The sequence below is a fragment of the Candidatus Neomarinimicrobiota bacterium genome (assembly GCA_022573815.1).
GTDB lineage: Bacteria > Fidelibacterota > SORT01 > SORT01 > SORT01 > JACZTG01.
In genome coordinates this window covers 18,659-45,560 of the sequence record JACZTG010000017.1, presented here as the reverse complement: position 1 = coordinate 45,560, position 26,902 = coordinate 18,659, and the positions used below count along the sequence as shown (strand labels likewise).

General features: G+C 39.8%; 21 protein-coding genes and 1 tRNA gene. 17 read left to right on the top strand and 5 right to left on the bottom strand.

What is annotated here, in order from left to right:
* The first annotated feature begins 295 nt into the window (after nucleotides 1-295).
* Nucleotides 296-1,450 carry a glycosyltransferase family 2 protein gene (locus IIB39_07840; protein MCH8928608.1) on the top strand — a complete coding sequence of 385 codons (1,155 nt, stop codon included), beginning with the start codon at nucleotides 296-298 and terminating at the stop codon, nucleotides 1,448-1,450.
* A 4-nt stretch (nucleotides 1,451-1,454) separates the two neighbouring features.
* On the opposite strand, the gene IIB39_07835 is transcribed toward IIB39_07840, so the two are convergent.
* Together IIB39_07835 and IIB39_07830 are read right to left on the bottom strand one after the other, a co-directional pair.
* Nucleotides 1,455-3,038 carry a Gfo/Idh/MocA family oxidoreductase gene (locus IIB39_07835; GenBank protein MCH8928607.1) on the bottom strand — a complete coding sequence of 528 codons (1,584 nt, stop codon included), beginning with the start codon at nucleotides 3,036-3,038 and terminating at the stop codon, nucleotides 1,455-1,457.
* Between the two features lie 134 nt (nucleotides 3,039-3,172).
* Nucleotides 3,173-3,559, bottom strand: coding sequence for a response regulator (locus IIB39_07830; protein ID MCH8928606.1), 387 nt, complete (start codon nucleotides 3,557-3,559; stop codon nucleotides 3,173-3,175).
* Nucleotides 3,560-3,826: 267 nt separating this feature from the next.
* Between IIB39_07830 and IIB39_07825 the strand changes: the two genes are divergently transcribed.
* The 10 genes from IIB39_07825 (at nucleotide 3,827) to IIB39_07780 (ending at nucleotide 17,358) form a co-directional block, all read left to right on the top strand.
* Nucleotides 3,827-3,899 (top strand) — tRNA-Thr (locus IIB39_07825).
* Nucleotides 3,900-5,163: 1,264 nt separating this feature from the next.
* Nucleotides 5,164-8,976, top strand: a complete 3,813-nt coding sequence (lptD, locus tag IIB39_07820) for an LPS assembly protein LptD (GenBank protein ID MCH8928605.1) — start codon at nucleotides 5,164-5,166, stop codon at nucleotides 8,974-8,976.
* Between the two features lie 17 nt (nucleotides 8,977-8,993).
* Nucleotides 8,994-9,776 (top strand): RNA methyltransferase, encoded by a 783-nt coding sequence (locus IIB39_07815; protein MCH8928604.1) that lies wholly within the window; start codon nucleotides 8,994-8,996, stop codon nucleotides 9,774-9,776.
* Between the two features lie 117 nt (nucleotides 9,777-9,893).
* Entirely contained in the window at nucleotides 9,894-10,718 is an 825-nt protein-coding gene (locus tag IIB39_07810; GenBank protein ID MCH8928603.1) for a CPBP family intramembrane metalloprotease, read from the top strand.
* An 11-nt stretch (nucleotides 10,719-10,729) separates the two neighbouring features.
* Entirely contained in the window at nucleotides 10,730-12,103 is a 1,374-nt protein-coding gene (locus tag IIB39_07805; protein MCH8928602.1) for a cystathionine beta-synthase, read from the top strand.
* 4 nt (nucleotides 12,104-12,107) lie between these two features.
* A complete protein-coding gene (gene mgtE / locus IIB39_07800; GenBank protein ID MCH8928601.1) occupies nucleotides 12,108-13,457 on the top strand; it encodes a magnesium transporter in 1,350 nt (449 codons plus the stop codon).
* Between the two features lie 87 nt (nucleotides 13,458-13,544).
* On the top strand, nucleotides 13,545-14,621 hold the full coding sequence (locus IIB39_07795; GenBank protein MCH8928600.1) for a glycosyltransferase: 1,077 nt from the start codon (nucleotides 13,545-13,547) through the stop codon (nucleotides 14,619-14,621).
* A complete protein-coding gene (locus IIB39_07790) occupies nucleotides 14,618-15,733 on the top strand; it encodes a glycosyltransferase (GenBank protein MCH8928599.1) in 1,116 nt (371 codons plus the stop codon). Before IIB39_07795 ends, IIB39_07790 begins: the two co-directional genes overlap by 4 nt.
* A gap of 185 nt (nucleotides 15,734-15,918) precedes the next feature.
* The gene (locus IIB39_07785) at nucleotides 15,919-16,821 is read left to right on the top strand and encodes an SPASM domain-containing protein (GenBank protein ID MCH8928598.1); all 903 of its coding nucleotides are present in this window, start codon (nucleotides 15,919-15,921) and stop codon (nucleotides 16,819-16,821) included.
* 123 nt (nucleotides 16,822-16,944) lie between these two features.
* The gene (locus IIB39_07780) at nucleotides 16,945-17,358 is read left to right on the top strand and encodes a hypothetical protein (protein ID MCH8928597.1); all 414 of its coding nucleotides are present in this window, start codon (nucleotides 16,945-16,947) and stop codon (nucleotides 17,356-17,358) included.
* 27 nt (nucleotides 17,359-17,385) lie between these two features.
* Here IIB39_07780 and dinB read toward each other — a convergent pair whose 3' ends face one another.
* The 3 genes from dinB to dnaA all read right to left on the bottom strand — a co-directional run bounded on the left by dinB (nucleotide 17,386) and on the right by dnaA (nucleotide 20,572).
* Nucleotides 17,386-18,444: a DNA polymerase IV gene (gene dinB / locus IIB39_07775; protein ID MCH8928596.1), complete on the bottom strand. Its 1,059-nt coding sequence runs from the start codon at nucleotides 18,442-18,444 to the stop codon at nucleotides 17,386-17,388.
* Between the two features lie 16 nt (nucleotides 18,445-18,460).
* Complete coding sequence (gene lexA / locus IIB39_07770; GenBank protein MCH8928595.1) at nucleotides 18,461-19,069, bottom strand: transcriptional repressor LexA; 609 nt, start codon at nucleotides 19,067-19,069, stop codon at nucleotides 18,461-18,463.
* 141 nt (nucleotides 19,070-19,210) lie between these two features.
* On the bottom strand, nucleotides 19,211-20,572 hold the full coding sequence (gene dnaA / locus IIB39_07765) for a chromosomal replication initiator protein DnaA (GenBank protein MCH8928594.1): 1,362 nt from the start codon (nucleotides 20,570-20,572) through the stop codon (nucleotides 19,211-19,213).
* A gap of 434 nt (nucleotides 20,573-21,006) precedes the next feature.
* Between dnaA and rpmH the strand changes: the two genes are divergently transcribed.
* From rpmH to mnmG, 6 genes are all read left to right on the top strand, one after another.
* A complete protein-coding gene (gene rpmH / locus IIB39_07760) occupies nucleotides 21,007-21,162 on the top strand; it encodes a 50S ribosomal protein L34 (GenBank protein ID MCH8928593.1) in 156 nt (51 codons plus the stop codon).
* Between the two features lie 4 nt (nucleotides 21,163-21,166).
* Nucleotides 21,167-21,517: a ribonuclease P protein component gene (gene rnpA, locus IIB39_07755; protein MCH8928592.1), complete on the top strand. Its 351-nt coding sequence runs from the start codon at nucleotides 21,167-21,169 to the stop codon at nucleotides 21,515-21,517.
* Complete coding sequence (gene yidD, locus IIB39_07750; GenBank protein MCH8928591.1) at nucleotides 21,504-21,734, top strand: membrane protein insertion efficiency factor YidD; 231 nt, start codon at nucleotides 21,504-21,506, stop codon at nucleotides 21,732-21,734. The genes rnpA and yidD overlap by 14 nt, the downstream gene beginning before the upstream one ends.
* Nucleotides 21,734-23,488, top strand: coding sequence for a membrane protein insertase YidC (yidC, locus tag IIB39_07745; protein ID MCH8928590.1), 1,755 nt, complete (start codon nucleotides 21,734-21,736; stop codon nucleotides 23,486-23,488). The genes yidD and yidC overlap by 1 nt, the downstream gene beginning before the upstream one ends.
* 28 nt (nucleotides 23,489-23,516) lie before the next feature.
* Nucleotides 23,517-24,896, top strand: a complete 1,380-nt coding sequence (gene mnmE, locus IIB39_07740; protein ID MCH8928589.1) for a tRNA uridine-5-carboxymethylaminomethyl(34) synthesis GTPase MnmE — start codon at nucleotides 23,517-23,519, stop codon at nucleotides 24,894-24,896.
* A gap of 116 nt (nucleotides 24,897-25,012) precedes the next feature.
* Nucleotides 25,013-26,902: a tRNA uridine-5-carboxymethylaminomethyl(34) synthesis enzyme MnmG gene (mnmG, locus tag IIB39_07735; GenBank protein ID MCH8928588.1), complete on the top strand. Its 1,890-nt coding sequence runs from the start codon at nucleotides 25,013-25,015 to the stop codon at nucleotides 26,900-26,902.

The following is a 26,902-nucleotide window of genomic DNA, read 5'->3' as shown; positions in this document are numbered from 1 at the left end:
AAATGCTATTGCGGATCGCATAATCAGACTGATTGATAATCCCGGGCTGCGACTCCAGATGGGTATCGAAGGCAGAAAATACGTCAAATCAATTTACGATATACAAATATGTGGTTCTTTAATGAGAAGCAAATACGAAGAAATTCTTCGACGCTGACTTTTTCCGGATGTGAGTTTATATTCTTTTTTTTCTTACCGTTATTGATATTCTCTTTCCTGTTCCTGATATTAAAAATTACTAATTTATGAACAGGAGCGCATATTAAAACAATGACAAACTCTGAGTACTAATTAATTGCCGGTAAATTCATTTTTGCTCTTTTTCTTCTGGTTTATTTTCTCGTTACTAACTTACACCTATATCGTCTATCCAATTATAATTTGGTTATTAGGAGAAATTAAATTTATTTATTCTGAGCCTGAATCGAACTATAAACCATCTGTAACATTGCTTATCGCTGCCTATAACGAATCAGCTATTATCAAGAAAAAAATTGAAAACTCTCTGGCTTTGGATTATCCTTCCGAAAAATTAGATATTGTTGTTGTATCCGATGGCTCAACGGATGACACAGAAAAAGTAGTGAACGAATTCAACCTTAACAATGTCTCACTCCATAAAATATCCAAACGAGTAGGAAAGACCGAAGCTCAAAACAGGGGTGTTAAGAAGAGTCGAGGAGAAATAATCGTTTTTTCCGATGCTAATGCTATGTATGAACCAGATGCGATACTCCAACTTGTGAAGCATTTTATTGATGATTCTGTCGGATGCGTTTCGGGTAAGCTTTCTTACGCTGAAAGTTCTTCTGTTAAAACAACGGCTGAATTCGAAAAAGATTACTGGCAAATCGAACAGTGGATGAAGTCCGCCGAATCGAAATTAAGTATATTAACCGGCGCAAATGGTTCTATATATGCCGTACGGCGTGAATCGTATGTTAAACTAAATGCTGATATTATCAGCGATTTTATTGAGCCTTTGCTCGTCGTGCTGAATGGGAAAAAGTTTCTTTATGAGCCTTTAGCGGTCTCTTTGGAATCAAGTTCTAAAAACTTATGGAACGAATTCAAACGAAAGCGTAGAATCGTAAAAAGAAGTATTCACGGCTTATTGCAAAATAAAAGATTACTAAACCCTGCTCGTGTAGGTTTTCTTTCAATAGCTTTAATATCTCATAAAGTGCTAAGATGGCTTACACCCATTTTCGTTATATTTCTTGTAATCTCCAGCAGTTTGCTGATGAATTCATTTTTTTATTCGATTACTTTTTACTCTATTGTTGTTCTCTTTTCACTCGGAATCGTGGGAATTTTATTACCAAGTAAATTGTTGCCTAATTTTATCGGCTCTTTGGCATATCTGGTTGCTATTCTGGTCGCGGACCTTCTCGCTTTGTTAGAGACTATATTCGGCAGAGTGGAAACCTACTGGACACCGAAGCGGTAATTTTTTATTCGGCATATGTGATTTGTGCCTCTTTAATCCTTTTATTATCACCGCCTAAATATTCGAATTGTCTTCCGCACTTATAACAGCTGAATCTGTTGTATTCTTCATCTATCCTTTGACCGCATTCACATATCCAACCTACTTGTTTCGCCGGAACTCCCGCCATCATTGCATAATCAGGCACACTTTTTGTCACGACTGCGCCTGCCGCAACAAATGAATTTTTTCCTATGATAGTTCCACATATAATTGTAGAATTCGCTCCAAGTGTCGCCCCCTCTTTAACTAACGTTTGTTGGTAGCTTTCCTTTTTATTCTTCGGATATTTTGAACGAGGAAATAAAACGTTCGTGAATACCATTGACGGGCCGCAAAAAACATTATTTTCCAATTCAACTCCTTCATAAACAGAGACATTATTCTGAATTTTTACGTTATCTCCTATTTTTACCTTTTCTCCGATGTTAACATTTTGCCCGATTGTACAATTATCTCCAATAGTTACATTCTTTTGTATATGAGAAAAATGCCATATTTTTGTACCTCTTCCAATATTACTGAATTCATCCACCACGCTTGTCGGGTGAATATAAATATTTTTTCTATCTCTTTTTTCAACTGATTTATCCCCGGGGAGTTCGCCTGTAGCAAGCATGAGCACCCTTAAAACATCAAGAGCGCTTTCCCCATTGGCTGTTTGTAAAGAGGAGCCCTCCAAATGATCAATAAAATATTTTATCTCATTGGTGAGCGGTTTGCTGTCATCGAATTTTATCGATTTAACGGCACCCTCCCGATTTACCGGTTCACCCATTATAAAATCGATTCCTTTATCATAAAACTTAAGTTCGCTCATCTCATCAGTATTGCTGAATGAAATCATTCCTTTAGAGCCGACCAAAATAATTTTTTGCTCCCTATATGGATGCAGCCAGCTTACGAATATGTGTCCGCATACTCCTCCAGGATATTTCAAAAGCATAATTGCTGTGTCCGGTTTGTTGGTCTGTAAAAATGCCCCTCCTCTTGAAACGACCTCACTCGGTAATTCCTCAGTTAAATATCCGAAAATGGAAATATCATGTGGTGCGAAACTCCACATAATATTTTCTTTCGTTCTCACTTTCCCAAGGTTAAGCCTATTACTATAAAGATATTGTAGCCTTCCTAATTTTCCTGATTTTAAATAATCCTTAATTTTCAGAATGGCCGGGTGAAATAACATTAAATGCCCCACCATTAGATTTACTTTATTCTGTTTTGCAAGCAGAACAAGATGCTCTGCCTCTGACAACTCAAGAGTTAATGGTTTTTCAACCAGTAGATGTTTCTTGTTCTCTATCAGTCTTTTTGCAATAGAATAATGTGTTTCAGCGGGCGTCGCGACTATATATCCATCATAGTCATCGCTTAAGGAATCTGATAGATTATTATAGACATTCAGATTATCGTACTTTGCCTTAATCTTGATCAGGGCTCTCCTATCTGAATCGACAACTCCGCCCAGGGACCCCAATTCATATAACGTTCGAATGTGATTGCTACCCCAGTTTCCTGCGCCTATAACGCATATTTTTTTTCTCATGATTCGCCCCATATGCTGTCTAATTCACTCATATATAGGCTGTATGTCAGGGTCAGATAAAAAAATGATACACACTGAAACTGATTTTAGTGGAGTAACTACTTAAATATTGTAAGAATTATTTAGAGAAAATATTAGGCGAGATCGCTAATTAATTTACGAATAATTTTTAACGACAGCGGTTTCCGTATTATCTTCTTCGTCGAAAAGGAGGGGTCTTGTGACATTCCCTCGCTGCTTGATAATCCGGTAATTACTGCCGTTCTTAATTCCGGATAAAGGTTATCAACGTGTTTTAGAAATTCCCAGCCATCCATATTGGGCATATTTATATCTGTAAGTACGATATCAAATGATCTGTTTTTTAATTGACGTAGCCCTTCAAAACCGTCCCCTGCGAGAGTTACTTTGTGACCGTCTTTTACTAACACTCTTTTCAGTAATTTCCGGAATAAGGGCTCATCATCCACAACTAATATGTTCTGGCTGATATTTTTTTGTATTTTAGCTGCTGCTATCATTATTACGTGTCTTTTACGAATATTGAGGTATATATGTTCCTATGAAAACATTATAAAATAAGAAATCTAAAGCCAAAAACAAGTAAAAATTTAATCTGTTTATCTATATTTTTGTTTTATTTATAGTTATATCTCTATTTTATGAATACTATAAAATAATTATGAATTATTTCCATTATTTCGCAATTTTATACTCGCGCGATTTATCGTATTTTTCTTCCATCTTGACTCTATACATAGCCGAAACTACCTTTCTTCAGCACTATCGCCACCCTAGCTCAGCTGGTAGAGCAGCCGCCTCGTAAGCGGCAGGTCGTCGGTTCGACTCCGATGGGTGGCTCATACTTTGAAGAATTATCAAATATACCGAGTTTTATTCATATCAGTCTTCAATTATTGCTAATTGAAAACATTTAGATTAATTTAACGTACTATAATGGGCTTGTTATAAATAATGGATATCTTTAAAGAAAATATCTCTACTGTCGATTCTGCCATCATTCCTTTGGCCGAACGCATGCGGCCAGACAGTGTTGGCCGATTTTTCGGTCATAAAAAATATCTTGGAAAAGGAAAATTCCTCCGAAAACTCATAGACAGCAATGACTTACTTAGTGTAATCTTTTGGGGACCGCCCGGTTCAGGCAAAACCACCCTTTCAAGAATCCTGGCAAACGCTGCGGATGCTGAGTTTTATCAGCTTTCCGCCATAGACAGCGGTGTAAAGAATTTACGAGAGATAATAAATTTTGGCAAATCCAATATTGCTCAAGGAAAACGGACTGTATTATTTATTGATGAGATTCATCGGTTTAATAAAGCGCAGCAAGATTCATTATTATCCGGCGTGGAAACCGGAATTATTACATTAATTGGAGCAACTACGGAAAACCCCTCTTTTGAAGTAATTTCTCCGCTGCTCTCAAGGATGAGAGTTATAAAATTGGAAGCGCTCACCGAAGAAGATCTTAAATCCGTATTAAATCTCGCTTTAGAGGAGGACATAATTTTACAATCCGTTAAGCCGACGATTGAAACCAAGTCAGTTAAGATGTTGATAAATACATGTAATGGCGATGCAAGACGCTTGCTGAACAACCTTGAGCTGTCAATCCGACTGGCTGGTCAAGACTCGTCTGTTACTCCGGAAATCGTATCTCAAGCGTTAGTGACTAAAGCTCCTGGCTATGATAAAAAGGGAGATGCCCATTTTGATACTATTTCTGCATATATAAAAAGTGTTCGAGGCTCCGACCCTGATGCTGCCGTATATTGGCTGGCAAGGATGCTTGAAAGTGGCGAAGACCCCAAGTTCATTGCGCGTAGGTTAATTATACTTGCTTCAGAGGATATTGGTAATGCCGATCCATTTGGAATTGTAATGGCAAATAACACTTTTTCAGCAGTCGAAAGGATTGGAATGCCAGAAGCGCGCATCATACTTTCCCAGGCAACTACTTACCTCGCATCTGCACCAAAAAGTAATGCTGCATATCTCGCTATAGAGCAGGCGATTGAAGAGGTTAATAATGGCCCGGAGTATCCGGTACCATTACATCTTAGGAATGCGCCCACAAAACTTATGAAAGATGAGGGATATTCAGATGGATATATTTATCCACATGATCATCCTTCTAATTTTAAAGAGCAGCTTTATCTGCCGGAAGAAATTAAAGAAAAGATATTTTATAATCCTACAGACAACGGGAGGGAAAGAAAAATCTCCACCCGACTTATCGGGCTGTGGAAAAACAGGAAGAAATATCATCGTTAAGGTGGCTATATCTCGTTTCTGCCTGATATTCACTTTTATTTTGTATTCAGGTGGTATTGTTTCTGCGCAGAAAGGTAATAGGGGAATACTAAGACTGATTCACGCCGATGAATTGAAAACTGTCCGGATTAAAGGAAAACAATATAGAAAAGCCGTTGGCGACGTATTGTTCAGAAGGGGTGGAATGGATATGAGTAGCGATGAGGCTGAATTTCTTCCAAATCTGAACTTGATTAAATTTAAAGGAAACGTTATTATTTCCGGCGAAAATAGAAAATTAACAGCGCCGCAAGTAATTTATAAAACCAATGAAGACCTAATTATTGCAACCGGCAGTGTAGTGATGCTAAACAAAAATTCAACCCTAAAAGCTGACAGTGTTTATTTCTACAGAAATCAAAAAGTATCTGTTGGCATGGGCAACGCAAGAATAAATGATGGGAATATTGAAATTTTTGCTGACAATATCCGATACGATGAGATTAATCAAACTTCAGAAGCGAAAGGAAATGCGCTGTTCAATAATTTGCTGGATAAGACTCAACTTCGCGGAGGAATCATTAATTATTTTTTCGATTTAGATTCTCTTGTCGCAAGTGGAAACCCGGTACTTACTAAAATTGACACGACTTCAGGTGATACCCTGTATATCAGAAGCCTCAAAATGTTCGGCAATACGTCCACTTCAGTGTATTATGCTCAGGACTCTGTTAAGATTGACCGCCTTCAATTGCATGCCGAAGCAAGATTAGCTGAATATAATGCCGCTGCAGGAATTATAACTTTAATGAAAGAACCGTTCGTTCTTCAAAGTAATGAAAAACTTACCGGCTCAAAAATTTTAATGTACCTTGATGAACAGAAAGTAACTCAAATATATGTTCCTGAAGATGCTAATGCGGAATCAATTAAAACTCTTTTCGCAAATAGACCTGCAATTGACATCTCTGCTGCCGATTCATCTATAAAGGGCAATCTTATTCTAACTAAGGAAAAAGTAACAGACAGATTACACGGAAAATCTTTACGGATGTACATTGAAGACAATGAAGTAAAAAGGATAGTAGTCTCTGGAATGGCCACAAGCAGCTACTATATGTCCGAGGATAGCGTACTTCAGGGTCTGAACGTTGTATCGGGCGATACCCTGATTCTTGGATTTTTAAATAACGAAATTAGAACGATATTAGTATTGGGTGGTGCCGTCGGAAATTACAGTCCGGATAAATATGCTGAGGGGTCGGACACAACTGTTTATTATAAATCTGAAACCATATTGTACGACGTTCAGAAAAAAACCACACGCTTACAGAAAAATTCTTCTATAGATTACGAGGGTCTAAAGCTTACAGCTCATCAAATACTGGTAGATTGGGATACTTCAATTCTTACGGCTTCCGGTATTGAAACAGCAGCCCCTGATTCCATTTTTGAAGCCACCGGAGATTCTATTATGGTTATCGGCTTACCCGAGCTTAATCAAAAAGGGAATAAACCGATGTATGGTGACCTAATGGAATATAACATGCGGACAAATCATGGGAAAATCAGTTCCGGTAAAACTCAAATGGAAGACGGTTATTATAGGGGAGACAAAATTCTAAGACTAAATTCGAAAATTATGGTTGTTTCCGATGGCTACTTTTCTACATGCGACCTTGAAAATCCACATTTCTACTTCAAAAGCAAACAGATGAAACTCATATTGAATAACAAGATAATCGCAAAACCCGTTATACTTTATATAAGCGGCGTACCTGTATTTGCGCTCCCGTTCGGCGTATTTCCAAATCGTACCGGTAGGCATTCCGGCCTGATAATGCCTTCATACGGTTCTACCTCGTCTGACGGCAGATTTTTACGGGGAGGCGGTTTTTACTGGGCCGGAAGTCAATATCATGATGCTACATTTATAGTAGATTTTTTCGACAAGAAGGGATATTTGTTTCGTGGGAGTTCAAAATATAAAAAACGGTATTCGCTCAACGGTGGGATTTCGGGCTCGCTTACTCCACGCTCATTCAATAACCAAAACCGGAGGCGTTGGGATTTAAGATGGAATCATAGCCAAACAATTACTCCCACGCTAAAATTTAACAGTAACGTTAAGCTTGTCTCGGATGAGAGCTTTTATGAAGATTTATCATCAAATAGAAACAGCCGGCTTAATCAACAATTAATTTCTAATGTTACATTCAACAAGCGTTGGGAGGGTTCCGGTAACGGATTATCGGTCAACCTTTCCCGCAATGAAAATTTGCAGTCTAAAGACATTACAGAAGTCTTTCCAAAGTTCAATTTCCGGATGGGAAGAAAACAACTTTTCAAAACCGGTATCGGCAATGATCCCCGTTGGTATAATTCACTTTACTACACGTATTCAAATGGTGGTGAACGGAAGCGTTCTCTTATACATACAACCATAAATGATTCAACAATCAGTGTTACAGAAGATACAAGAGAAAAAATAACTCACGCAGTCTCTGTAAATAGCCCGCAAAAACTCTTAAAGTATTTTACATTTAATCCAAGTCTGAATTATTCTGAAGGATGGATAAATGAATGGACAGAGCCACAGACGAATCCGGATGGCAGTTTCATTCTGAATGAAAACGGCAAGATAGAAACAAGGACTCGACGTTCGTTCAAATCGAGACGTACTTTCTCGTCAGGATTTCAAATGTCCACCAAAGTATATGGCAATTTTGCCCCCAATATTGGGTCATTATCCGCCGTGAGACACGTAATTACTCCATCAATCAGCTTCAGATACACTCCCGATTTCAGTAGTGATTTTTATGGTTACTACGTTACCGGCTCAGATACACTTGGTAATAATCTTAAATACGATTTATTTACCGGAACAGCAATCGGCGGCACGCCATCTAAGGCAACAAAAACGTTAACCTACAGTATAAATAATATTTTTCAGGCGAAACTGAACGAAGGAAGCGAGAACGAAAAGAAGTTAGATTTGTTTACTATAAACCTGAGGGGAAATTATAATTTCACTGCCGATTTTAGAAGAATGGGCCCGCTTTCTTCGAGCTTTCGCACTAAAGGAATCGCGGGAATAAATTTGGATATATCCACAAGGCACAATTTTTACAAATGGGCCGACGGCAGCATAACCAATGAAGCGACTATTATTCCCCGACTTACTAACTTTACGGCTTCAACCAGCTTCAATCTCAGGGGCGCTGAAAGGGTAGAGGATGTTGACGTATTGGATGACGCCGTTGAACAATATTCATCTGATGACGTTGATTCAAGGTTTGATAACTTAGATTTCGCCGATTTATCCGGTGACGCATGGAGTGCAAGAATTTCATTAAATTACACACTGAATAAAACAAATCCGGATAATACTTCAAAAACTTTTTGGATGCGGGGAAATTTAAATTTTAACCCGACAAGAGAATGGTCAGTCGGATATAATTACAACATTGATTTGGTGAGAAAAATCATTACTAATCATAGCGTGAATATTCGCCGCGATCTTCACTGCTGGCAGTTTGCCCTTAATTGGACTCCATCAGGTCCGGGAGCCGGATACTTTCTCTTGATAAATGTGAAATCAGCGCAATTACGTGATTTGAAAATTGAAGAAAGAGGAGGAAAAAGCAGCCTTTTCGGAAGGTAGCGATTCACTATTTTAAAATGTCGTCAAAAGCATATCTGAAAATTGTGAAGTCTCTGAATACAAAGAAACAGAGAAATAAACATTCGCTATTTCTTGTCGAGGGAATTCGCGGATGCGAAGAGTTGATAAAATCCGAATTTAAAGTTGACCATATATTTTATTCAGCACCCGGATTATCTAACCCTCGTATCAAAGGCTTGATAGATATTCTTGAAGCTAAAAAAATCAACAGCAAAGAAATTTCTCCCGAAGAAATGAACGATATTGCAGATGCCGTAACAACACAAAATATAATTGCTGTTGCGAAACTCCCATCGGACTCTCTCAATATTAATTTATCAAAAATGAGCAGGGTTCTCTGCCTTGAATCTATTTCAGATCCGGGTAACTTAGGCGCTATTGTGAGAACGGCTTCGTGGTTTGGCGTTGACGCCGTCGTACTGTCGAACGGTTCTGTTGATGTCTATAATCCAAAGGTGGTTCGTTCCTCTTCCGGCGGAATTTTCACTGTTCCCATATTCAGCAATGTGACACTAAATGATTTATTACAAGAAGCGAAAGCAGCGAATTTTCAAATTATAGCAACCATTCCGCATGGAGGGCAAAGCTTACATAAAACTAAGTTTGCCGAAAAATCCTTGCTGATATTTGGCTCCGAAGCAGATGGAATATCAGCTCCAATCATTTCTGCGGCGGACACACTGCTTTCAATTCCCTCTAAGGGAACCGCGGAATCCCTGAATCTTGCTATATCCTGCGGCATTATACTCGGCGTAATGGATTATAATTCTCAAGTGTAACATTCTTTTATCAGAACTATGTTTCAATCTGATTTTTTCTAAGACAACTTCTGCCTAAGCCCTTGACTTACAAAAAGTCTTAAAATAACTTGTTGCGCTATGTTGGATATCAAAATATTGCCGTCAGGAAAATCCGCTGTATGGCTAAGTGTGTTCGGTGTTATATCAGCTTTGATATTGGCATCTATTACCTGGCTATTGATAGCGCCTTTCGCCGGAATGTCTGTTTCAATTTGGATTGCTTTAATTATTGGCGAGGGCGCCCTAATAATACCCGCCATACTTTATGTTCGGTCCAGACGTTATGATTTTCGAGCAACCTTCAGGCTGAAAACTCCTCCAAAGGGAACTCTATTATCAGCGCTGATTATTGCCATCTCTCTTCAGCCACTGGTTGATGAATTCGATAGGCTCTTATCAAAGATTCTTCCTATGCCGTCATTCCTTGACGAGTATTTACAGGGCGCTTACGAATCTCTCAAAGTGGAGGACGTCAGTTCATTTATTCTTATGGCAATCGGAGTAGTGATAATTGCCGGAATTGTGGAAGAAGGACTATTCCGCGGGATATTACAAAAATCCTTTGAAAATGAAAATACTCCCCTGAGGGCGGTTATTATCTCAAGCGCAGTTTTTTCCATTGTACATTTTTCACCACAGCTGTTACAGATTTTTTCTCTTGGAGCCCTTCTTGGCTATGTTGCGCTTCGGACTGACAGCCTATATCCATCAATAGTGTTACACATGGTGAACAACGCAATTGCGATAACTTTTATTAATATCGATACAACCGATTATTCTTTTTATACTTTAGGAAATCATGTATCTCCATTGATAATTGTTCCTGCATTGTTCATATTTGGGTTTACATTAAGAAAATTTCATTCTCAAACCGCTGCAAACATAATTATTGAGAACACAAAGATAGAATCTGCTTTTTGAAGGAGCCTCTTATGGCAAAAGAAATTTACGATAACGTGCTTGATCTTATCGGTAGAACCCCGATAGTAAAACTCAACAAGGTCGTTAAGAAGGGTGGAGCTCAGGTTTTGGCAAAACTCGAATATTTCAACCCGGGGTCAAGCATTAAAGATCGCATAGCCATGGGTATAATTAACGGCGCTGTGAAGAGCGGAAAATTGAAACCCGGCGGCACTATCGTCGAGGCTACAAGCGGAAATACCGGTGCCGGACTAGCTATTGCAGCAGCAGTATTGGGGTATAAAACGATATTTGTGATGCCGGACAAAGTTTCTATCGAAAAAATTCAACTATTAAAAGCGCTTGGCGGTGAGGTCATTATTACTCCTACATCGGTAGCTGCGGAGTCACCCGAAAGCTACTATTCGGTAGCAAAGAAAATCGCCTCCGAAACTCCCAATGCCTATCTTTCCAATCAGTACTTTAATCAGGAAAACCCGAAAGCCCATTACAGGGTTACCGCTCCCGAAATATGGAAGCAGCTCGATGGCAAACTTGATGTATTTGTTTCCGGATTAGGAACCGGCGGTACCATAAGCGGTATCGGTGAATTTCTTAAGGAGAAAAACCCAGCTATTAGAATTGTTGGTGCCGACCCGTACGGTTCAGTGCTCAAAACCTATAAAGAGAGTGGTATTCTAACTCAGGGCACTCCATACCTTGTGGAGGGAATCGGAGAAGATATAATACCCGGTACGCTGCATTTGAAGTTTGTTGACGAAATTATTAATGTCACCGATAGAGAATCGTTTAGAATGTCCAGACGCCTCACAAAAGAAGAAGGTATTTTTTGCGGCGGTTCATCAGGAACAGCCGTACACGTGGCAGTCAATCTGGCTGAGAAAATGAAACCCGATCAGATTGTCCTTGTAATAATCCCCGACGGGGGTGACAGATATTTATCTAAACACCACTCGGATGAATGGATGCGTGAGAAGAGAATGCTCGGCCCCGATCGTGTGACAGTCCGGCTTATAGCAGAAACAAAACCTAATAAAATTCCGAGTCTTGTCTCGTTAAGCCAGAATAGCTACGTAAAAGACGCTTTAAAGCTTATGAACGAATATAATATCTCGCAACTTCCCATTATTGATGACAATAAATCTGTTGGAAGTGTTCGAGAGAACCGTTTACTCTCAATGGTCCTTGAAGATGCCGAGAGTGTTAACACTCTGATTAGCGGAGTAATGGATGATCCGTTCCCTGTAATAGATGAAAATAATACCCTTGATAGTGCGTCAAAAACATTAAAAGACTCTCCCGCAGCAATCGTCCGGGACAGAGGCACTTTAGTTAGCGTCATAACAAGATTTGACATAATCGAGTTCACATCTCCATTGGAATAGATTTATGAAGCCCACAGAAATACGCGTACTCTTAGATACTTACCGTAAGCTTATCCGGCGTAATGCCACAAAACATATTGCCAATATGTTTAATAAAACGCATACGGCTGATACGGCGCTGCTTTTCAGGGATTTCTCGCCTAAAGAAAGGATAGTTCTTTTCTCGCAAATGTCTCCTGAGTATTCGGCTGAGGTAATAAGAGAGCTCGATGAAACTCTTGTTGTGGAATTATTGACACAGAGGAATGCCAAAGAAATTCAGTTGATGTTAAAACACGTTCCATCCGATGATGAGGCAGACATTTTCGGAATCTTACCGGAAGAACTATCGGAAGAAATTTTAAATCTTATGAAGGAAGAGGAGACCAGCGAAATTGAAGAGCTCCTCAAATATGATCCCACATCAGCCGGTGGATTAATGACTCCTCAGTACTTTGCTCTAAATGAAGACACAACTATTCAAGAAGCGATAAATGCGTTGCATGAATCTGAAGAAGCGGAAATGACATTTTATCTTTATGTCACTGACGATAGGAATCATTTGGTAGGGGTTGTTTCCTTGAGACAGCTAATTATTCATTCGCCATCTAAAAAGCTCTCTCAAATTATGAACGAGAAGCCAATTTCCGTATTGACTGATGTGGAGCAGGAGGAAGTTGCCAAACAGGTCTCAAGATACAATATCATTGCCATTCCGGTAGTTGATGAAGAAAATAAACTTTTAGGAATTATAACTGTCGATGATGTAGTGGATGTTATCAGAGAAGAAGCTACGGAAGATTTCTTCCGAATGGCAGGTGCCGGAAAAGACAGAGAAATATTATTAAAATCTACCTATGACGCGGCCAAGCTTCGTTTTCCATGGCTGTTAGCGACCTGGGTCGGAGGCATATTCGCTTCTGTGATAATCGGTAAATATCAGGTTCTCCTCACGAATTGGATAATCTTAGCTGCATATATGCCGATCATTGTAGGTATGGGCGGAAACATCGGAACTCAATCTTCCACTATCATTGTTCGCGGCTTATCAACGGGAAGGGTTTCAATAGATGCCTGGTGGACAGTTCTGTTTAAAGAAATGCGTGTAGGCGTTTTACTCGGATTAACCTATGCAATTCTTTTAACATTATTTGCGTCATATTTTTACGGCTCTAACGTAACTATCGGACTTGCAGCCGGCATAGGAATTCTTGCATCTATGACACTTGCCACATTAACAGGTACTCTTGCGCCGATTTTGCTACACCGGTTAAATGTTGATCCGGCTGTAGCGACGGGTCCGTTTGTCACGACATCAATTGATATTATCGGAATAACTATTTATCTGTTTGTAGCCTCGTATATGCTGAGCTAAATATTTATTTTCGTTTAATCTTGAGTAATATTGTTCTCTTTTAACACATTATTTGTTCTAATCGGATTTTTTCACGGGTTGGTCATATTGTACTTTCTGACTGGTCTTCTAAGGAAAAATAATACTGAAATTAATAAAGAAAACTATAGAGTCTCTGTCATCATCGCCGCGCGTAACGAATCAAAAAATATCGGTAATTGTATTAAATCTATTTTATCTCAGTCTTATCCTCATGATTTTTTTGAAGTAATCGTTATCAATGACCGCTCTACAGACGAGACTGCCGATATCGTTAAAAGAATTTCTGATTTAGATTCACGTGTAAAGCTTCTTAATGTGGATAATGTCCCGGCGGGAATACATCCCAAGAAGCACGCTCTTTCAATTGGCGTGGAAAAAGCTACCGGAGATTTAATTTTTGAAACAGATGCTGACGTCACTGTCGGTTTTAACTGGCTCGAATCAACGGTCGAGCGATTTACTTCTGACGTTGGCCTGGTTGTTGGAGGATCTTTTATCAGCAGCAACCCGGGCTCCGCCTTAGAAAATTTTCAGGCTGTTGATTTTCTATTATTGGTCGCTTCTGCCCAAGGCTCTCTTGGACACGGAATTCCTATGGGCGGCACAGGTCAGAATTTAGCATACCGGAAAAGTATCTTCGCGGAAGTCGGAGGACTCGCTGTCAATTCTCAACGCTACGTAAGTAACGATATATTATTCATCACCAAAGTATCTAAAACAAATTGGAATATAGTTGGCAATCTGAACCCTAAATCAACCGTATCCACCATACCGGTAAGCGACTGGAAGCAGTTTATTTCTCAAAGGACTCGCTGGGCATCTAACGCATACTGGAAAGGATTAAATCCCTTACTTGTCCTTATGCTTGGTGTAAATTATCTGATGAATTTATTCGTGGGCGCGGGAATTATTTTTATGGTAACAAATCTCACATTTTATTTCCCTGTAATTGCGCTGGCAATATATAAATTTTTAACGGAGCTGGCTTTCTATAAAATCGCCTCGTATAAAATGGATAAGACATTCTTATTTAGAAGCTTTGTCGGCTGGTTTAACAGGGTTACGCCATACGTCCTTTTCATAGGTATTCTTGGCGGGCTTGGAAGGTTCAAATGGAAAGGATATAAGGCAGCACAAAATTGACCCCGATAATTTTCCTATCTCTAATATATTCTTTTGGTATTCTCTGGTTAATAGCAGGTCTTAAAAAACTAAACGAACCTTCCGGCCTGGAGCAAAATTTAACCGTTTCAGTAATTGTCGCTGCCCGCGATGAAGAGGATAATATAAAGAATTGTATGGAATCGCTTGCCGCTCAGGACTATCCACAAAAAAACTATACTGTTTTTATAATAAATGATCGCTCAAAGGACAGCACTGAGAAAATCATCTCAAAATTCGTTTCCAAACGTTCTAATTTTCAACTAATTAACATAAAGAATCTGCCGCCAGACACCTCGCCAAAAAAACATGCTTTACAGATGGGAATTAAGGCATCAGATGGAACTATTATTTTAACAACGGATGCGGATTGTATTCCTCCTGACGGATGGATTTCCGGAATGGTGAAGTATTACAGTGAAGATTCTGTTGGATTCGTGGCTGGATATGCGCCGATAAAGAATGATGACAATGGGTTAATGGGTGGATTAATAAATCTGGATTCTCTATCGCTTGCCGCTGTAGCAGCCGGATCTATCGGAAATGATTATCCGATGACATGCACCGGCAGAAATTTATCTTACCGCAGAAGCTCGTTCGAATCTATTGGCGGCTTTGACGGGCTATGGAAATTTATGAGCGGTGATGATGATTTACTTTTGCATAAAGCCCATTACAACGGAGTCCGGGTTCGATATTCCATATCGCCCTCTACTTTTGTGAGGTCATCTACCTATGACTCTATGACTGAAATATCAAATCAGCGACGCAGGCATGCGTCTAAGGGCTTACACTATTACGAGTTGCGCGGTATGACGGGGCTGAAAATTGCGCTCCCGATTATTTACATTTTCAATCTGTTTATCGTTTTCGGATTACTCGGAATTAGCTCTGACCTTTCAGGACTCGCTATTGCAATGATACTGAAATCAATTGCTGAGTTTTCATTACTGTCTCTGTTTTCTTCCATAGTCGGTACTAAGGGCTTTTCAAAATTATTTCTTCTTGCCCTATTTATTCATCCTTTCTATGTTGTCGTCTTCGGAGCCTGGGGGGCGCTTGGAAGATTTAGATGGAAAGGACAAAAAAATTAATCTCCTAAAGGCAGGTCTTTAAAATTATCTCACCTTATCGAATTAGAGTGGCATTGCATACTGTGCTTAGGAACATTCGCGTATTAAGCGCTTATAAAATATGGAATTTTCTAAAAGTTACTCTTTCCTTTTATCTTTCTCGATATACTAAAATATCAATTCATTGGGGAAGTCCGGTAATTCTTATGGTCGAACCCACAAACTATTGCAATTTAAAATGCCCTTTATGTCCTTCCGGTAACGGAATGATGATTCGAAACAAGGGAATGATGGATTTGGATTTATTTAAAAATTTAGTGGATACAACCAAGAGGACTCTTTTTCTAACAATGTTCTGGAATCAGGGCGAACCGTTTATGAACAAAACTTTGATGGAACAAATTAAATACGCACACGATAATAAAATCGCTACCGTAGTCAGCACGAACGGCCATTATATCAATAATTCCAACGAAGCTAAATCTGTTATCGATTCAGGACTAAGCGAACTAATAATATCTTTGGATGGCGCCTCGAAAGAGTCTTACTTAGAATATAGAATAGGCGGAGATTTTGACAAAGTGCTTGATGCAATACGAATTTTATCTGCTGAGAAAAAGAAGACCGGAGCGTTAAACCCTATAATTCACCTTCAATTTCTTTTATTTAAACACAACCAACACGAGATAAATAGAATAGATCAAATGGCTGCTGATCTCGGGGCTGATAAATATTCCTTCAAGACAATTCAGGTATATACCGATGAGGATGCAGAAAAATTTTTGCCCGATGACAGTGACATGAATCGCTATGATGTGGTTGATGGAGATCGCGTATTAAAGGCTGATTGGCATGCCGGATGTAAGCGTATCTGGTTTACAACCATGGTCAATTGGGACGGCTCCGTTGCACCTTGCTGTTATGATAAAGATGTGGATTATAGGCTTGGTGATGCTAATAACGAGGACATTATTGAAATTTGGAAAAATGATGGTTTCAATAAATTCAGGAAAACAGTTCTCAGCGACAGACAATCTATCGAAATGTGCCGGAATTGTGCCGAAGGATTAAAGGTTAAGCAGTTTCAAAAAGTAAGGTGGATTTCTTAATTTGCTACATCTATAATTTGCATAATGTGAAAGATTGTTTTATTTTCAATCCATGCCCGCCCAACAAAATTTCTTCGCTCAAGCCAAGCTAAATATGAACAAGCAATTTATTAGAATAGACAAATGAAAAACACGTTATTAGATTTTTTACGTGCATTTCGTAAAACAATCATTATCTGGATTGTGTTGTCTCTCTTTGTAGTCGCTGGTATATATTTCGGAGTACCAAAAAAGATAATCGGTGGCGGTATCATCGCCGTTGGCTGGATAACCGGTGCATTCGCCGGTTTAATGACGATGCTTGCTCTTTTGCCGGTGATAGGTCCTCTTATAGTCAGCGTATTGTCACTTCCCGTAATATGGCTTTTAAACGGTCTTGGTTATTTTGTTTCAATCGTTGCTATTAAAAAAGGATATAGCAAGGAAGTTGTAAATTCTCGAATTCTTACGGTAGTGTTAATTGTGGGAATTGTGATTGGTTATCTTCTCTCTAACTTTATAGAATATTTCCGCAACACCGGACCGGAAATAATGTAGTTGTCTAAATTTTTGCCGGTTATTCTCTTAGGCAAATAATTCTGTTTGAATGTCCCTCGGCTCGAAAGTAAAGACTTTTATCCCTATTAGACGAACGCTTCTTCCCGGCTTGAAATTTGAATAAATCATCTGTTTCGCAACTTCAAATAATAATATATTATCGTTATTCCCCCTTGAAAGAGTTTTTGATCTTGTAATGGTTTCGAAATTTTCATAACGCATTTTGATTCCGATTCCCCTGGCTTTGACTTTTTTGTCATTCATTAAATCGCATATCCCTTCACTCAACTTTCTTAAAGTCTGATCAAGACCGGACGGATTGGATATATTTTTGTTGAATGTACGTTCTTTACTGATAGACTTTCTCTCGCGGCTTATTTCAAGCCGATTACCTGATATTCCCCTTGCTCTTTTATATAACCCTTCGCCGTGAATACCAAATCTACTGATTAGTTCTTTTTCGCTAATCTTCTTTAATTCATTTATCGAATTTACACCGATATTTTTAAGCCTCTCTTTTGTCTTTGGCCCCACTCCCGGAATAATTCCCACATCCATTTGCTCGAGAAATATTTCTTCCATATTGGGAAGTATCTCTAATATTCCTTCCGGTTTGGCGTGTTTCGAAGCTATCTTTGCCATCATTTTATTTGTGCCAATTCCAAGCGATGCCGGTAATCCAAGCTCTTTGGCAATTCGAAGTTTTATTTCTTCTGCAATTTCAATTGCAGGTAATTTGCTCTTGCGCTTAGATTCGGAAAGGTCAATATACCCTTCATCAATACTTGTTCTTTCAACATTTGATGAATATTCATTTACAATTCCAAATACCGATCGTGAATATTTCGAGTATTCACCATGACTACCCCCGACTCTGATGAGATGGGGGCATAATTTAAATGCCTGATACATTGGCATAGCTGAACGTATGCCATATTTTCTTGCTTCATATGATGCGGAAGCAACGACGCCCCTACCGGTTGGACTACCACCTACTACAACCGGTTTTCCAACTAAGTTTGGGTCTTTTATTCTTTCAACTGCTACAAAGAATTGGTCAAGATCCAAATGCGCAATTTTATTCAATAGAAATTAATTTTGACTAATTATATTTTCTGAGAATTCCTATTACGATTCCCTGTATCTTCACATTATGTGCCGGTAAAATAAAGGGCAGCATTTTATCATTCGCCGGCTGAAGGCGTATTTTGCCGTTTTCAGGATAATATTTTTTTATTGTAGCCTCTTCACCGCCCACTAAAGCAACCACAGTTTCTCCGCTTTCGGCAGTTGATCGTTCTTTTACCACTACATAATCTCCATCACGAATCTGCTCATCAATCATGGAATTTCCCCGAACTTTCAACACATAATGATTTCCAATGCCGATCATATCTTCCGGAACATTAACAGACTCTGTCGGATCGGATATAGCTTCAATAGGTTCGCCGGCGGCGACCAATCCCAGCAGTGGCAGACTTACGGCATTACTTTTTTCTAACTGCTGAACTATATCTATAGAGCGGCTTTTATTCCATTGTTTGGTAATCATCCCCTTCTCAACGAGGTGTTTTAGGTGCTTATGGACTGTTCCCTTCGAACGATAGCCAAGTCCGTTTGCTATCTCTTCATAGCTTGGCGAATATCCGTTGAGTTCCTGAAAGCTCCCGATATAATCAATGACACGTCTCTGCTTTTGTGTAAGCGCCAAAATATCTCCTTTTCAATTGGTGAACAGAATGCGTATATAGTATAGGCGTACAAATGGCGTATGTCAAGCTCTTTTATGATACTCTATTGATTTGAAACTGCTTGATGAAATTTTGGAACTAATTATTGAATCAGTATGAAACTAAACTGAATTATACTCTAACTTCTTTTTTAGGTGCTCAACTCTGTCCCGATATTCCGTATCTTCTTTAATTTTACGAGCCACCAACTTACAGGCGTGTATTACTGTGCTATGGTCTCTTCCGCCAAAGTGAAGACCTATTGTTTTAAGAGAGTGCCCGGTCAAAATTCGAGAAAGATACATCGCAATTTGTCGAGCGGCGGCAACTTCCATTTGGCGACCCTTACCTATTATCGCATTGGATTCCACATCATTTTCCTGCGCGGCATAAATTATTATATCTTCAATTGTTGTATGAACCTTTGAGCTGCCGAGAACCTCTTTAAGAACTCTATGCGCTAAAGATAAATCAATTTCAGCAGAGGAAAGTGATGCATAGGCGAGAAGTCGTATCAGAGACCCCTTGAGCTCTCTAATATTTCCTTTGATATTAGTGGCGAACAATTCGATTATCTCAGGGGAAATCGGAATATGGTTTTCCATTGCCATCCGATTTAAGATTGCAATTCTCATTTCAAGTTCCGGCTCCTGCACATCCGCCGACAGACCTGCTTGAAATCTGGATATTAAGCGCGCTTCCATTCCGAGTAGGTCGCGAGGCGGCGTATCCGAAGTAAGAACGATTTGTTTTCCATCCTGATATAGGGCATTAAAAGTATGAAAGAATTGTTCCTGTGTTTGTTCCTTATTGATGAAGAATTGTATATCATCCAATATCAAGAGGTCGATACTGCGATAATATTTTTTAAATGATTCGACCTTTCCTTTTTCAAGTGAATTAATAAAATCAATTGTAAATATTTCGCTTGGTACGTATAAAACGCGTTCAGCCGTACCGGTGGCCTTCGCGTGATTGCCGATAGCCTGTGCGAGATGAGTCTTTCCAAGCCCCACACCGCCATAAATAAATAACGGATTAAACGAAGTTTTTCCTGGAGCATTGGCTACTGCCTGGGCGGCGGCTCTCGCAAATTGATTAGAGGAGCCCTCCACGAACATCTCAAATGTGTATTGGTCGTTAAGTCCGCTTTTATCGTCTTTAGATCTCGCTATAGATTCTTCTGTAGAATTAAATGATTCCGCCGTAGGCGAATCGGAGGGTATTACATAATTTAAAACAACTTCCGGGTATCCCAAATTACCGAGAGCTGACCGTAAAACTTCGCTATAGTGACTTTCTATCCATTCAACATGGTATCTGTTGGGAATTTGAAGTGTTAATACACTTCCCTCAATATTGACGGGTGTGATCGGCTTAAACCATGTTTCATATGACTGTTCACTAACATTCGTTTTTATAAAATTGAGGCATCCGACCCAGAGATTGTTATGTGGTGCGTTCTGATCATAATTTAGTGGCAATTCCTGTCTACCTCATTAGGTTAAATGTTGTCTGTTAATTTATTTATTTTTTTTCTCGGTAACAGAATTGAGAAAAAACAACCTGAATCTGTGGTTCGAAGAGCAACGAAAGCATTCTCATTCTATTGTATGACCCCTATAAGTTAAAGCTAGATATTATGTGTTTTTGTGTCCCAGCTTATTTATCAACAAAAAGCTATTTTGTTTTAGTTGTTAACAATTTATTAACAAGCAGCTTTTATGTTTGAAATGATTTAAGGCTGTGTCGGAGTTAATGTCAAGAAATATTTCCGTTTCTGTAGAAATTGCTGAAAATAAGCTACCGCAATGGTTTTTAACTAAGAAATGTCTTGCATTTTAATCCATTTATTGTCTATTTTTTTCCGCTTAAAAGTTGAATTTTAAAACTATCAACACGGAAAAATGGATAAGAAATGAAGAGAACGTTCCAACCAAGTAATCGCAAACGACGCAATAAGCATGGATTTCGCAAACGAATGTCCACCGCTGACGGCAGAGCCATTCTTAAGAGACGGCGTGCAAAGGGCAGGAAGAAACTTACCGTCTCCTCTGAAATACCCAAGAAATGAAATTTTGGATAAGCGCCTTCCGAAGAAGGTTATTCTCCGCAGACGCAATGACGTTAATAAATTGTTTCGAAACGGAAATAAAATATCCTCAGGAAATATTTCGGCATTTTATTTGCCTTCATTCTCGAGAAAAATAGCATTTCACATTTCAGCCAAAGTGGGAATATCAATCATTAGAAATAAAATCAAACGTTATTTAAGAGAATCTTATCGGCTAAACAAGGATCTCTTCCCTGAAAATATTTCAATTATTTTTAGGGTTTCAAAACCGATTATCAGCCCCTCTTATCAATCAATAGAATTTGACATGAGGAATATCGCTTCTGAAATCCTATCGAACAATGAAAAAGATTAAATTAGTCCCGAAATATATCGTGCTATCCTTTTTGCGCCTCTATCGCCTATTAATTTCGCCGATCCTTGGAGCCAATTGCCGGTTTTATCCTTCATGTTCCAAATACTCGATGGAAGCCATAGAAAAATATGGGCCATTAAAAGGAGGAGCTTTATCCTTGAAACGAATTGCAAAGTGTCACCCATTTCATGAGGGTGGAGCTGACCTGGTACCATAATGAAATCTAATAAAAATACTATAATCGCCATTCTTCTTATTGGCTTAATACTCCTTTTAACGCCGAGTTATTTGAAATGGGTCTCTCCTCCACAGCAAGAGACACCCCCCATACCGGTTTCTGAAAATATTGGGCAGGGTAATGGCGCAGCTGTATCATCATCCACACTCTCAACCAAATTACCTTCAATTGGAAGAGCCGCGGAACAGATTCCCACCGTTCGCCCAAAGGAAATAATCATTTCGGAAACATTTATTTCTATAGAAACACCTTATTACTTTGCTACGCTGTCGTCTCTCGGTGGGGGACGCATAACCAAATGGCAACTTAAAAATTTTGCCGGCCTCAACAATGAGCCTGTAATAATGATAAATACATTAGATACAAAGAATCTCGGGATTCGTATTATAGATGTTAATCGAGACACTGTTGATTTTTCAGGGTTCAACTGGATTCCATCCTATGAAAACCTTTCTATGCTAAATATTGGTCCCGGCGAAACGCGAGAAGTTTCTTTTTACACGCGTACTGATGAAATAGGCTCGGTTATTCGTAAAACCTTTACGTTTAACGGCGATAGTTACGATTTTTCACTTTCTTTGGATGTTTCTGGATTGCGCGAAGCAACAATAAACAACAGGTACTCTCTATATTGGGATACCCCGCTTTTATCTACCGAGCCTTATTTAAAAAACGATGCCGAATATGCCCGCGCATTGGCTCTTTTAGGCGAAGATGTGGAAGAGATTGACGCTACTCCCGGTGAAATCGAAAATGAATATTTTATAGGTTCGGTATCCTGGGCAGCTGCCAGAACCAAGTATTTTACCGCTGCCGTTATTCCTCCGAGAAATCAGGCAGACAGGGTGCTGTTAAATGGGACGGCCAGGAACACGCCAAACGATGAAGTATCCAAATCATATAAATTTTCTCTTGATATTCCCGTTGAGAACGAACTTACAGGATATAATCATAAATTTACGATTTATGTGGGTCCCATAAATCTTGATTTACTAAAGGGTTACGATGTTCGATTAGAGAAGATGATGAATTTCGGGTGGGGCTTCATTCGACCCATCAGCAGAGCCGCGCTTTGGGTTTTTGTTCAGATACATAAAGTCGTTCCCAATTATGGTTTCGTAATAATAATATTTTCGGTACTGGTCAAGCTCCTTGTGTATCCGTTAACTCATAAAAGCTTCGTATCAATGAAAAAAATGCAGGACTTACAGCCTGTTATTGCAGAACTTAAGGAAAAATATAAAGACGATCAACCGACGCTCCAGAAAAAACAAATGGCTCTGTTTAAAGAATATGGTGTAAACCCGTTAGGCGGCTGTTTGCCAATGCTGCTTCAGATGCCGTTACTGTTTGCTCTATTCAACTTATTCAGGACTACAATTGAATTAAGAGGCGCCGGGTTTATCTGGTGGATAAAGGACCTTTCGTCTCAGGACACATTATTCACTCTTCCATTTTCGCTCCCGATTTATGGTGATAATGTTAATTTTCTTCCTGTATTTATGGGTTTAACCATGTATCTTCAACAAAAATTTTCCGGTCAATCGGCTTCAAATCAACAACAAAAGATGATGGGTTATTTTATGCCTGTATTTATGGTACTATTCTTTAATACGTTTCCTTCGGGATTAAACCTTTATTACTCGTTATTTAATATATTAAGTGTTGTGCAAACTAAATATCTTTCAGACGGATTTTTCAGTAAAAAAAAGAGTGAGAAAGCAAATAGCTAAGTAAGAAACTTACCCATAGCTGATTATTATGGGAAACCGCCCTACAAACGAAGACACGATTTCTGCGCTATCCACCCCCCCGGGAATAGGCGGAATTGCGGTGGTACGCCTATCGGGCCCAAACTCTCTGAACATTGTGAACAAATTGCTGCCAAAGAGTAAGTCGCTGTCAAATAAATCGCACAGAATGGCAACCGTAGCTACTATTATAGATCCGAATACCGGTGATATTCTTGATGATGCGGTTATTACTTTTTTCCGCGGACCCGATTCTTATACATCTGAAGACCTTGTTGAGATCAGCTGCCACGGCGGGCATTATGTTCAGGCAAAATTGTTGGAAATACTCACAGGGCTCGGCTCAAGAATTGCCGATCCGGGGGAATTTACAAAAAGGGCTTTTTTAGGTGGGAAATTAGACCTATCGCAAGCTGAGGCCGTAGCAGACCTGATTGCGGCGAAAGTTGAGAAATCTCACAAAAGCTCTATTCTTCAAATGCGCGGCAGCCTTAAAGCCGAGGTTACCGATCTTCGAAACAAACTTGTTGAATTATCCGCTCTTATTGAGGCCGAACTGGATTTCTCCGACGAAGAGATAAGCTTGACGCCAAACAGCAAAATAACTGAATTAATAAATTCGTTAGCCGATAAAACAAATACCATTTTAGGCAACTATAAGTTCGGCAAAATTATTCGCGAGGGCGCAGTTATACCAATCGTGGGTAAGCCGAACGCCGGTAAATCAAGCTTATTAAACGCTATTTTAGATACCGAACGGGCAATTGTTACCCCCATCCCCGGAACTACAAGAGATACGCTTGAAGAAGAAGTTGATATTGGCGGATATCTCGTGCAACTCATAGATACCGCAGGGGTTCATATTAGTGATGACAGTATTGAAAAATTGGGGGTTGAGCGTTCTCTTTCTGTAATTGAGGCCGCCGATCTCATTATCTGGCTTCTTGACAGGTCTGCTCCAATAAGCGATGACGACTTAGAATTAATGGCGCTTCTTCGTGGGAAAAACGTAATTGCAGTGGAAAGTAAAACGGATGTTGATAGGCATTCAGAATTCACGCCAATGGAAAGGAATATAGATATAGATATTTCTCTTTCGTCGCATACCGGAGAGGGCTTGAAGGCCCTTATGGGGGCTATTATAGAAAAGCTAGAAACTATGGATCATGGAGAGCCTCTTTTAATCACCAATGCGCGACAGGCGGCAGCGTTAAAAAAGGGTGCCGAATCACTAAAAGAGGCACTTAAAAGCGCAAGAGATTCTGCAAGCGGAGAGCTAATAGCGGTTGATTTACGGAATGCAATGAACTATCTGGGAGAGATTACCGGGGAGATTACTACTGACGACGTACTTAATGAGATCTTTGGGAGGTTTTGCATTGGAAAGTAATTATGTTTCACGTGAAACACATTCTGAATTATTTTATGCCACACACAGCCTGTTTCACGTGAAACACCTGATATCCGGTTTGCATTTTCATACGGATAATCTTATAATGGGTGCCTATGGCTGAAAAATATGACATAATTGTTGTGGGTGCCGGTCACGCAGGAATAGAAGCCTCTCTCGCGGCAGCGCGAATGGGTCATCGCGTAGCGATTATTACAATGGACACAAAAGCGATCGGTAGAATGTCCTGCAATCCAGCTATCGGAGGGCTTGCCAAGGGGCATCTTGTGCGTGAAATCGATGCGCTTGGCGGGGAAATGGGACTTGCGGCAGATGCTTCGGGCATCCAATTTAAAATGCTTAACCGCTCAAAAGGTAGGGCTGTTTGGTCACCGCGCTGTCAGAGCGACAAATATGCCTACTCAGACTATATGATAGGCGTTGTGGCTTCCGAACAAAATATCAGCCTTATCACCGATACGGTATCGGGCCTAACGCTTTCTGGAAAGCGCGTTATAGGTGTTAATTCTGTCTCCCATGGCGTAATTCCTTCCGACTCCGTAATTCTTACCTGCGGCACATTTCTAAACGGACTCATGCACACCGGGCTTCAATCTACATCCGGCGGACGAATTGGCGAAAGCAAGGTGGCGGGGCTAACAGAAAGCCTTTTGTCCATCGGATTTCAGTCGGGTCGGCTTAAAACCGGCACGCCGCCAAGACTTAAAAAGGATTCTATCGACTTTGATTTGACTCAAGCTCAATATGGCGATGAAAACCCGAGACCGTTTTCATTCCGTACAAAGGATTTTTCTCCTCCCAATGAGCCTGCGTTTATTACCCACACAAATGAAAAAACACATGCCGTTATTGCATCCGGGTTAGATCGGTCCCCGATGTTTACCGGAAAAATTAAGGGGATTGGTCCCAGGTATTGCCCATCCATCGAAGATAAGATCGTTCGTTTTTCCGATAAACCATCTCATCAACTCTTCCTTGAGCCGGAGGGTATTGGCAGAGATGAAATTTACGTCAACGGCTTTTCAACAAGCCTGCCTGAGGATGTACAGATTAAAGCAATTAGAACCATCCCCGGACTGGAAAGAGCGGAGTTTACAAAAGCGGGCTACGCAGTTGAATATGATTTTTTTCCGCCCAATCAACTATTTCATACAATGGAGACAAAGATTGTAGGGGGGCTTTATTTTGCCGGACAGATAAATGGCACAAGCGGATATGAGGAAGCAGCCGCACAGGGTTTCGTCGCCGGCGTGAACGCTGCCTTAAAATTATCAGACCGCGAGCCGTTTATCACCGACAGGGCTGAAAGCTACATAGGCGTCCTCATTGATGACCTTGTAACCAAGGGAACGCTTGAGCCATACAGAATGTTCACATCCCGCGCTGAATATAGGATACTTCTTCGTCACGATAATGCCGATATTCGTCTCTCGGAAAAAGGATACAATCTCGGATTGACACCCGAATCTGTTTATAAGAGAGCGGCCGTTAAAAAGTCTCTTACTTCAAGAGCAATAATACTTTTTGGAAAAACGAATTTATCGGCAAAATATATAAATGGTCATCTTTCCGGGCTAACAGAAAAGCCCATTAATAATTCATCTACGCTTCTTCGTCTTTTAAGGCGGCCTGAAATTACTTTATCGGATATTATGCCGATTATTACCGATAAACTCCCGGAGCTTGCAAAAATTATTTTAAATGATCGCGGGTCCGCCGAGCAAATAGAACTTGAGATTAAGTATGAGGGATACCTCCGCCGACAGGAAGATCAGGTTCAAAGATTCCGAAAGATGGAAAACAATCCAATACCTGTCGATTTCAATTATAAATCTATTCGCTCTCTTTCTTCCGAGGGAAAACAAAAGCTCTCGGATTTTAAGCCGGAATCTCTTGGTCAGGCATCTCGCATATCCGGAGTAACTCCGGCGGACATCTCTTTGGTAGCGGTGGCTCTCAAGGCTAACAACGCTGACGGATGGTAG

Coding starts and splice junctions, on each gene's coding strand:
- IIB39_07835 (MCH8928607.1), bottom strand. CDS start 3,038: ATGAGAAAAAAAATATGCGTTATAGGCGCAGGAAACTGGGGTAGCAAT.
- IIB39_07830 (MCH8928606.1), bottom strand. CDS start 3,559: ATGATAGCAGCAGCTAAAATACAAAAAAATATCAGCCAGAACATATTA.
- lptD (MCH8928605.1), top strand. CDS start 5,164: ATGGATATATTTATCCACATGATCATCCTTCTAATTTTAAAGAGCAGC.
- IIB39_07815 (MCH8928604.1), top strand. CDS start 8,994: ATGTCGTCAAAAGCATATCTGAAAATTGTGAAGTCTCTGAATACAAAG.
- IIB39_07805 (MCH8928602.1), top strand. CDS start 10,730: ATGGCAAAAGAAATTTACGATAACGTGCTTGATCTTATCGGTAGAACC.
- mgtE (MCH8928601.1), top strand. CDS start 12,108: ATGAAGCCCACAGAAATACGCGTACTCTTAGATACTTACCGTAAGCTT.
- IIB39_07785 (MCH8928598.1), top strand. CDS start 15,919: ATGGTCGAACCCACAAACTATTGCAATTTAAAATGCCCTTTATGTCCT.
- IIB39_07780 (MCH8928597.1), top strand. CDS start 16,945: ATGAAAAACACGTTATTAGATTTTTTACGTGCATTTCGTAAAACAATC.
- rpmH (MCH8928593.1), top strand. CDS start 21,007: ATGAAGAGAACGTTCCAACCAAGTAATCGCAAACGACGCAATAAGCAT.
- yidD (MCH8928591.1), top strand. CDS start 21,504: ATGAAAAAGATTAAATTAGTCCCGAAATATATCGTGCTATCCTTTTTG.
- yidC (MCH8928590.1), top strand. CDS start 21,734: ATGAAATCTAATAAAAATACTATAATCGCCATTCTTCTTATTGGCTTA.
- mnmE (MCH8928589.1), top strand. CDS start 23,517: ATGGGAAACCGCCCTACAAACGAAGACACGATTTCTGCGCTATCCACC.
- mnmG (MCH8928588.1), top strand. CDS start 25,013: ATGGCTGAAAAATATGACATAATTGTTGTGGGTGCCGGTCACGCAGGA.